The following is a 7,263-nucleotide window of genomic DNA, read 5'->3' on the forward strand; positions in this document are numbered from 1 at the left end:
GTCGCTTCATTGTCCGGGCGTGCGAAATCTGCACTGCAGATTCCCTTGAAATCCGTTAACTTGGCGCCTCGGACGTGCCGTCAGAACGACAACAAGAACAACAGCGAAATGGATTTTCTGTTCCAGGAACGTGCCCGCAGATGTCTACCGATACCCATGCCGCTCTAGCGGCCCCGGCAGAACCGGCCCTGCGCCCGCTGCCATTCGCCTTCGCCAAGCGCCACGGCGTGCTGCTGCGCGAGCCATTCGGCCTCGCCCAACTGCAGGTGCGTCGCGGCGCCAGTCTGACCGCTGTGCAGGAAGCCCAGCGCTTCGCCGGCCGGGTGCTGCCGCTGCAGTGGCTGGAACCCGAGGCCTTCGAGCAGGAGCTGAGCCTGGCCTACCAGCGCGATTCCTCCGAGGTGCGGCAGATGGCCGAGGGCCTCGGCGCCGAACTGGACCTGGCCAGCCTGGCCGAACTCACCCCCGAATCCGGCGACCTGCTGGAGCAGGAGGATGACGCGCCGATCATCCGCCTGATCAACGCCATTCTCAGCGAGGCGATCAAGGCCGGCGCCTCCGACATCCACCTGGAAACCTTCGAGAAACGCCTGGTCGTGCGCTTCCGCGTCGACGGCATCCTGCGCGAAGTGATCGAGCCGCGCCGCGAACTGGCTGCGCTGCTGGTGTCGCGGGTCAAGGTCATGGCGCGCCTGGACATCGCCGAGAAGCGCGTGCCGCAGGACGGGCGCATCTCGCTCAAGGTCGGCGGCCGCGAAGTCGATATCCGCGTCTCGACCCTGCCGTCGGCCAACGGCGAGCGGGTGGTGCTGCGCCTGCTGGACAAACAGGCCGGGCGCCTGTCGCTGCAGCACCTGGGCATGAGCGAGCGCGACCGCCGCCTGCTCGACGACAACCTGCGCAAGCCCCACGGCATCATCCTGGTCACCGGGCCGACCGGCTCGGGCAAGACCACCACCCTGTACGCTGGGCTGGTCACCCTCAACGACCGCTCGCGCAACATCCTCACGGTGGAAGACCCCATCGAGTACTACCTGGAAGGCATCGGCCAGACCCAGGTCAACCCGCGCGTGGACATGACCTTCGCCCGCGGCCTGCGCGCCATCCTGCGCCAGGACCCGGACGTGGTGATGGTCGGTGAGATCCGCGACCAGGAGACCGCCGACATCGCGGTACAGGCCTCGCTGACCGGCCACCTGGTGCTGTCGACCCTGCACACCAACAGCGCCGTGGGCGCGGTCACCCGCCTGGTGGACATGGGCGTCGAACCCTTCCTGCTGTCCTCGTCGCTGCTCGGCGTACTGGCCCAGCGCCTGGTGCGGGTGCTTTGCCCCCACTGCCGCGAGGCACGCCCGGCCGACGACGCGGAATGCGGTCTGCTCGGCCTCGACCCGCGGGAGCGGCCGCTGATCCACCACGCCAAGGGTTGCCCGGAGTGCCACCAGCAGGGCTACCGCGGCCGGACCGGCATCTACGAGCTGGTGATCTTCGACGACAAGATGCGCACCCTGGTGCACAACGGCGTCGGCGAGCAGGAGCTGCTGCGTCACGCCCGCAGCCTGGGCCCGAGCATCCGCGACGATGGCCGGCGCAAGGTGCTGGAAGGGGTAACCACCCTGGAAGAAGTACTGCGGGTCACTAGGGAAGACTGATGGCCGCCTTCGAATACATCGCCCTGGACCCCCGGGGCCGCCAGCAGAAAGGCGTACTGGAGGCCGACAGCGCGCGCCAGGTGCGCCAGCTGCTGCGCGAGAAACAGCTGGCGCCGCTGCAGGTCGAGCCGGTGCACCGCAAGGAGCAGGCCGAGGGCGGTGGTGGCTTCAGCCTACGCCGTGGCCTGTCGGCCCGCGACCTGGCCCTGGTCACTCGCCAGCTGGCGACCCTGATCAGCGCCGCGCTGCCCATCGAGGAGGCGCTGCGCGCCGCCGCCGCCCAGTCGCGCCAGCCGCGCATCCAGTCGATGCTGCTGGCGGTGCGCGCCAAGGTGCTGGAAGGCCACAGCCTGGCCAGGGCCCTGGCGACCTATCCGGCGGCCTTTCCCGAGCTATACCGGGCCACGGTCGCGGCCGGCGAGCACGCCGGGCACCTGGGGCCGGTGCTGGAACAGCTGGCGGACTACACCGAGCAGCGCCAGCAGTCGCGGCAGAAGATCCAGATGGCGCTGCTCTACCCGGTGATCCTGATGCTCGCCTCGCTGGGCATCGTCGGCTTCCTGCTCGGCTACGTGGTGCCCGACGTGGTGCGGGTCTTCGTCAACTCCGGGCAGACCCTGCCGGCGCTTACCCGTGGGCTGATCTTCCTCAGCGAACTGGTCAAGACCTGGGGCGCCGTGGCCGTGGTGCTGGCGGTGCTGGCGGTGGTCGCCTTCCGCCGCGCGCTGCGCAACGAGGACCTGCGCCGGCGCTGGCACGCCTTCCTGCTGCGCCTGCCCCTGGTCGGCGGCCTGATCTCGGCCACCGAGACGGCGCGCTTCGCCTCGACCCTGGCCATCCTCGTGCGCAGCGGCGTGCCGCTGGTGGAGGCGCTGGCCATCGGCGCGGAAGTGGTGTCCAACCGCATCATCCGCGCCGACGTGGCCAACGCCACCCAGCGCGTGCGCGAGGGTGGCAGCCTGTCGCGGGCGCTGGAGGCCAGCCGGCAGTTCCCGCCGATGATGCTGCACATGATCGCCAGCGGCGAACGCTCCGGCGAGCTGGACCAGATGCTGTCGCGCACGGCGCGCAACCAGGAGAGCGACCTGTCGGCCACCATCGGCCTGCTGGTCGGGCTGTTCGAGCCGTTCATGCTGGTCTTCATGGGCGCGGTGGTGCTGGTGATCGTGCTGGCCATCCTCCTCCCGATCCTTTCTCTGAACCAACTGGTGGGTTGAAAACGATGCACAAGCAGAAGGGCTTCACGCTCATTGAAATCATGGTGGTGGTAGTCATCCTCGGCATCCTCGCCGCGCTGGTGGTGCCCCAGGTGATGGGCCGGCCGGACCAGGCCAAGGTGACCGCGGCGCAGAACGACATTCGCGCCATCGGCGCGGCGCTGGACATGTACAAGCTGGACAACCAGAACTATCCGAGCACCCAGCAGGGCCTGGAAGCGCTGGTGAAGAAGCCCACCGGCAACCCGCCGGCGAAGAACTGGAATGCCGAGGGCTACCTGAAGCGGCTGCCGATCGACCCCTGGGGCAACCCGTACCTGTACCTGTCGCCGGGATCGCGCGGCAAGATCGACCTGTATTCCCTGGGCGCCGACGGCCAGGAAGGCGGCGACGGCGCCAATACCGACATCGGCAACTGGGACCTCTGATCGGCGATGCGGCGGGCGCGGGGCTTCACCCTCATAGAGCTGCTGGTGGTGCTGGTGCTGCTCGGCGTGCTGACCGGCCTGGCCGTGCTCGGCAACGGGCTGGCCAGCAGCCCCGCCCGCAAGCTGAACGACGAGGCCGAGCGCCTGAACAGCCTGCTCCGGGTGCTGATCGACGAGGCGGTGCTGGACAATCGCGAATACGGCGTGCGCTTCGAGACCCGCAGCTACCAGGTGCTGCGTTACGACCCGCTGAGATCGCGCTGGGAACCGGTTGGCGACAAGGTGCACGAACTGCCGGAATGGGTCGAGCTGCGCATCGAGGTGGACAACCAGAGCGTCGGCCTGCCGTCGCCCAAGGGCGACAAGGACAAGGCCGCGCCCAAGACGCCCCAGTTGCTGATCCTCTCCAGCGGCGAGCTGACGCCCTTCACCCTGCGCCTGGCCGGCGGCAGCGGGCGTGACGCACCGGTGCTGCTGCTGGTCAGCGATGGCTTCGCCGAACCGGAACTGAAGCCGGAGATCGCCGGGAAGCGCTCCGGATGAGGCGCGCGCGTGGCTTCACCCTGCTGGAAGTGCTGGTCGCCCTGGCGATCTTCGCCGTGGTCGCCGCCAGCGTGCTCAGTGCCAGCGCCCGCTCGCTGCAAACCGCGGCCCGGCTGGAGGACAAGACCTTCGCCAGCTGGCTGGCGGACAACCGCCTGCAGGACCTGCAACTGGCCGACAGCCCGCCCGCCGTGGGCCGCGAGCAGGGCGAGGAGAGCTACGCCGGGCGCCGCTGGCTGTGGCAGACCGAGGTGCAGTCCACCAGCGAACCGGACATGCTGCGGGTCACGGTGCGCGTGGCGCTACGCCCCGAGCGCGGGCTGCGCGGCAAGGTCGAGGACAACGCCCTGGCCACCCTCAGCGGCTTCGTCGGAGTGGAACCATGAGGCAGCGCGGCTTCACCCTGCTGGAAGTGCTGATCGCCATCGCCATCTTCGCGGTGCTCGCCATGGCCACCTACCGCATGCTCGACAGCGTGCTGAAGACCGACACCGCCCAGCGCGAACAGGAGCGGCGCCTGCGCGAGCTGACCCGGGCCATGGGCGCGTTCGAGCGCGATGTGCTGCAGGTGCGTGCGCGGCCCGTGCGCGATCAGTTGGGTGACCTGCTGCCCTCGTTGCGTGGGCAGAGCGGCCGCGACACCCAGCTGGAGTTCACTCGCAGCGGCTGGCGCAATCCGCTCGGCCAGCCCCGGGCGACCCTGCAACGGGTGCGCTGGCAACTGCAGGGCGAGCGCTGGCAGCGCCTCTACTGGCCGGTGCTGGACCAGGCCCAGGATAGCCAGCCCCGAGTGCAGCAGGCGCTCGACGGGGTGAAGCGCTTCGAGCTGCGCTTCCTCGACCTGGAGGGGCGCTGGCTGCAGGACTGGCCGCCGGCCAACGCCAGCAGCGCCGACGAGGCGCTGACCCAGTTGCCCCGGGCCGTGGAACTGATCGTCGAGCACCGCTACTACGGCGAACTGCGCCGCCTCTGGCGCATGCCGGAAATGCCGCAGCAGGAACAGATTCTGCCGCCGGGCGGGGAGGAGGGCGGCGAAGGTGATCTGGTGCCGGACGAGACCCTGCCCCAGGAGCCGCCGTCATGAGTCGCCAGCGTGGGGTGGCGTTGATCACCGTGCTGCTGGTGGTGGCGCTGGTGACCGTGGTCTGCGCGGCGCTGGTGGTGCGCCAGCAGCTGGCCATCCGCAGCACCGGCAACCAGCTGGTGGTGCGCCAGGCGCAGTACTACGCCGAGGGCGGCGAGCTGCTGGCCAAGGCCATCCTGCGCCGGGACATGGTCACCGACCAGGTCGATCACCTGGCCGAGCCCTGGGCCAATCCCAAGCTGCGTTTCCCGCTGGACGAAGGCGGCGAACTGCGCCTGCGCATCGAGGATCTGTCCGGCCGCTTCAACCTCAACAGCCTGGCCGTCGGCGGCCAGGCCGGCGAGCAGGCGCTGCTGCGCTTCCGCCGCCTGCTGCAACTGCTGCAACTGACACCGGTCTACGCCGAGCGCCTGCAGGACTGGCTGGACGCCGACCAAGACGCCAGCGGCCAGGGCGGCGCCGAGGACGACCAGTACCTGCTGCTGCAGCCCGCCTACCGCACCGGCCCAGGGCGCATCGCCGACGTGTCCGAACTGCGCCTGCTGCTGGGCATGAGCGAGGCCGACTACCGGCGCCTGGCGCCCTTCGTCGGCGCCCTGCCGAGCCAGGTGGAGCTGAACGTGAACACCGCCAGCGCCCAGGTGCTGGCCTGCCTCGGCGAAGGCATCCCGCAGTCGGCGCTGAAGGCCGCCATCGAACGGCGCGGGAACACCGGCTACCGCGACCCGGGCGCCTTCGTCCAGCAGCTCGCCAGCTACGGCGTCAACCCCCAGGGGCTGACCACCGGCAGCCAGTATTTCCGGGTCACCACCGAAGTGCTGCTGGGCGACCGGCGCCAGGTGCTGGCCAGTTATCTGCAACGTGGTAATGATGGGCGCGTCCGCCTGATGGCGCGCGATCTGGGGCAGGAGGGCCTGGCGCCCACGCCCGTCGAGGAGTCCGAGGAATGAGTCTGCTCACCCTGTTTCTTCCGCCTGGCGCCTGCGCCGGGCCGGCGGCCGACCTGCCGGTCTGGCGCGTCGATGGTGATATCGGCAGCCAGCTGCCGTTCGCCGAGGCGGTGCCGGCCGCCGCCCGGCCCTGGCGCCTGGTCCTGCCGGTGGAGGCGGTGACCGTCTGCGCCGTGCAACTGCCAACCACCAAGGCGCGCTGGCTGCAGAAGGCCCTGCCGTTCGCGGTGGAGGAACTGCTGGCCGACGACGTGGAGTATTTCCATCTGGCGGTGGGCGACCAGTTGGCCGATGGTCGCCATCGGGTCCACGCGGTGCGCCGCGACTGGCTGGCCGGCTGGCTGGCGCTGTGCGGCGACAATCCGCCCCAGCGCATCGAGGTGGATGCCGACCTGCTGACGGAAGAGGGCAGCCAGCTGTTCTGCCTGGGGGACCGCTGGCTGCTGGGCGGCAGCGGCGAGGCGCGCCTGGCCCTGCGTGGCGAGGATTGGCCGCAGCTGGCCGGGCTCTGCCCGTCGCCGCGGGTCGCCCATGTGGCGGCCGGCCAGCCGGCGCCTGCGGACATCGACCAGTGCCACGAGCACGCTCAGCCGCTGGTCTGGCTGGCCGGGCACGTGGCCGCCTGCAACCTGGCCCAGGGCGCGTTCGCCCGGCGCGAGCCTTCCGGACAATGGCAGCGCTGGCGTCCGCTGGCGGCGCTGCTGGGTCTGTGGCTGGTGCTGCAATGGGGCTTCAACCTGGCTCAGGGCTGGCATCTGCAGCGCGAGGGCGAGCGCTATGCCGAGGCCAGCCGGGAGCTGTACCGCGAACTGTTCCCGGGTGACAGCAAGCTGATCAACCTGCGCGCCCAGTTCGACCAGCACCTGGCCGAGTCGGAGGGCGGTGGCCAGCAACAGCTGCTGCAACTGCTCGACCAGGCGGCCTCGGCCATTGGCGAGGAGGGCGCGCGGGTGCAGGTGCAGCAACTGGACTTCAACGCCCAGCGCGGCAACCTGGCGCTCAACCTGCAGGCCAGCGACTTCGCCACGCTGGAAAGCCTGCGCACGCGCCTGCAGCAGTCCGGGCTGGCGGTGGACATGGGCTCGGCGAGCCGGGAAGGCAACGGCGTCAGCGCACGCCTGGTGATCGGAGGTAACGGATGACGGGTCTGGTTTCGCAATGGCAGGGGCGCATCGCGCGCAACCCGCTGGTCATCCGCTGGCAGTCGCTGCCGTCGCGCGACCGCATGGCCCTGGGCCTGCTCGCCGGCTTCCTGCTGCTGGTGCTGCTCTACCTGCTGCTCTGGCGCCCGGTCAGCCAGAACCTGGAGCAGGCGCGCAGCTTCCTGCAGCAGCAGCGGGCGCTGCATGCCTACCTGCAGGCGAACGCGCCGCAGGTCCGCGCCGCGCA

9 protein-coding genes are annotated in these 7,263 nt (G+C 70.1%); all 9 read left to right on the forward strand.

What is annotated here, in order from left to right; translation table 11 throughout:
* Positions 1–140 precede the first annotated feature (140 nt).
* Positions 141–1,652 carry a type II secretion system ATPase GspE gene (gene gspE, locus N7640_RS09985; protein WP_279902180.1) on the forward strand — a complete coding sequence of 504 codons (1,512 nt, stop codon included), beginning with the start codon at positions 141–143 and terminating at the stop codon, positions 1,650–1,652.
* Entirely contained in the window at positions 1,652–2,869 is a 1,218-nt protein-coding gene (gene xcpS / locus N7640_RS09990; RefSeq protein WP_279902179.1) for a GspF family T2SS innner membrane protein variant XcpS, read from the forward strand. The genes gspE and xcpS overlap by 1 nt, the downstream gene beginning before the upstream one ends.
* Before the next feature lie 5 nt (positions 2,870–2,874).
* On the forward strand, positions 2,875–3,297 hold the full coding sequence (gene gspG, locus N7640_RS09995; protein ID WP_220813296.1) for a type II secretion system major pseudopilin GspG: 423 nt from the start codon (positions 2,875–2,877) through the stop codon (positions 3,295–3,297).
* 6 nt (positions 3,298–3,303) lie between these two features.
* Positions 3,304–3,840 (forward strand): type II secretion system minor pseudopilin GspH, encoded by a 537-nt coding sequence (gene gspH, locus N7640_RS10000; protein WP_279902178.1) that lies wholly within the window; start codon positions 3,304–3,306, stop codon positions 3,838–3,840.
* On the forward strand, positions 3,837–4,226 hold the full coding sequence (gene gspI, locus N7640_RS10005) for a type II secretion system minor pseudopilin GspI (protein ID WP_279902177.1): 390 nt from the start codon (positions 3,837–3,839) through the stop codon (positions 4,224–4,226). The genes gspH and gspI overlap by 4 nt, the downstream gene beginning before the upstream one ends.
* Positions 4,223–4,924: a type II secretion system minor pseudopilin GspJ gene (gene gspJ, locus N7640_RS10010; RefSeq protein ID WP_220813293.1), complete on the forward strand. Its 702-nt coding sequence runs from the start codon at positions 4,223–4,225 to the stop codon at positions 4,922–4,924. Before gspI ends, gspJ begins: the two co-directional genes overlap by 4 nt.
* Positions 4,921–5,874 carry a type II secretion system minor pseudopilin GspK gene (gene gspK / locus N7640_RS10015; protein ID WP_279902176.1) on the forward strand — a complete coding sequence of 318 codons (954 nt, stop codon included), beginning with the start codon at positions 4,921–4,923 and terminating at the stop codon, positions 5,872–5,874. The genes gspJ and gspK overlap by 4 nt, the downstream gene beginning before the upstream one ends.
* The gene (gene gspL / locus N7640_RS10020) at positions 5,871–7,016 is read left to right on the forward strand and encodes a type II secretion system protein GspL (protein ID WP_279902175.1); all 1,146 of its coding nucleotides are present in this window, start codon (positions 5,871–5,873) and stop codon (positions 7,014–7,016) included. Before gspK ends, gspL begins: the two co-directional genes overlap by 4 nt.
* Positions 7,013–7,263, forward strand: a 251-nt coding sequence (gene gspM, locus N7640_RS10025) for a type II secretion system protein GspM (protein ID WP_279906192.1), incomplete at its 3' end; no start/stop codon positions are given. The genes gspL and gspM, both read left to right, overlap by 4 nt.

Source organism: Pseudomonas sp. GD04015 (assembly GCF_029837675.1).
Classification (GTDB): Bacteria; Pseudomonadota; Gammaproteobacteria; order Pseudomonadales; family Pseudomonadaceae; genus Aquipseudomonas; species Aquipseudomonas paralcaligenes.

Coding starts and splice junctions, on each gene's coding strand:
- gspE (WP_279902180.1), top strand. CDS start 141: ATGTCTACCGATACCCATGCCGCTCTAGCGGCCCCGGCAGAACCGGCC.
- xcpS (WP_279902179.1), top strand. CDS start 1,652: ATGGCCGCCTTCGAATACATCGCCCTGGACCCCCGGGGCCGCCAGCAG.
- gspG (WP_220813296.1), top strand. CDS start 2,875: ATGCACAAGCAGAAGGGCTTCACGCTCATTGAAATCATGGTGGTGGTA.
- gspH (WP_279902178.1), top strand. CDS start 3,304: ATGCGGCGGGCGCGGGGCTTCACCCTCATAGAGCTGCTGGTGGTGCTG.
- gspI (WP_279902177.1), top strand. CDS start 3,837: ATGAGGCGCGCGCGTGGCTTCACCCTGCTGGAAGTGCTGGTCGCCCTG.
- gspJ (WP_220813293.1), top strand. CDS start 4,223: ATGAGGCAGCGCGGCTTCACCCTGCTGGAAGTGCTGATCGCCATCGCC.
- gspK (WP_279902176.1), top strand. CDS start 4,921: ATGAGTCGCCAGCGTGGGGTGGCGTTGATCACCGTGCTGCTGGTGGTG.
- gspL (WP_279902175.1), top strand. CDS start 5,871: ATGAGTCTGCTCACCCTGTTTCTTCCGCCTGGCGCCTGCGCCGGGCCG.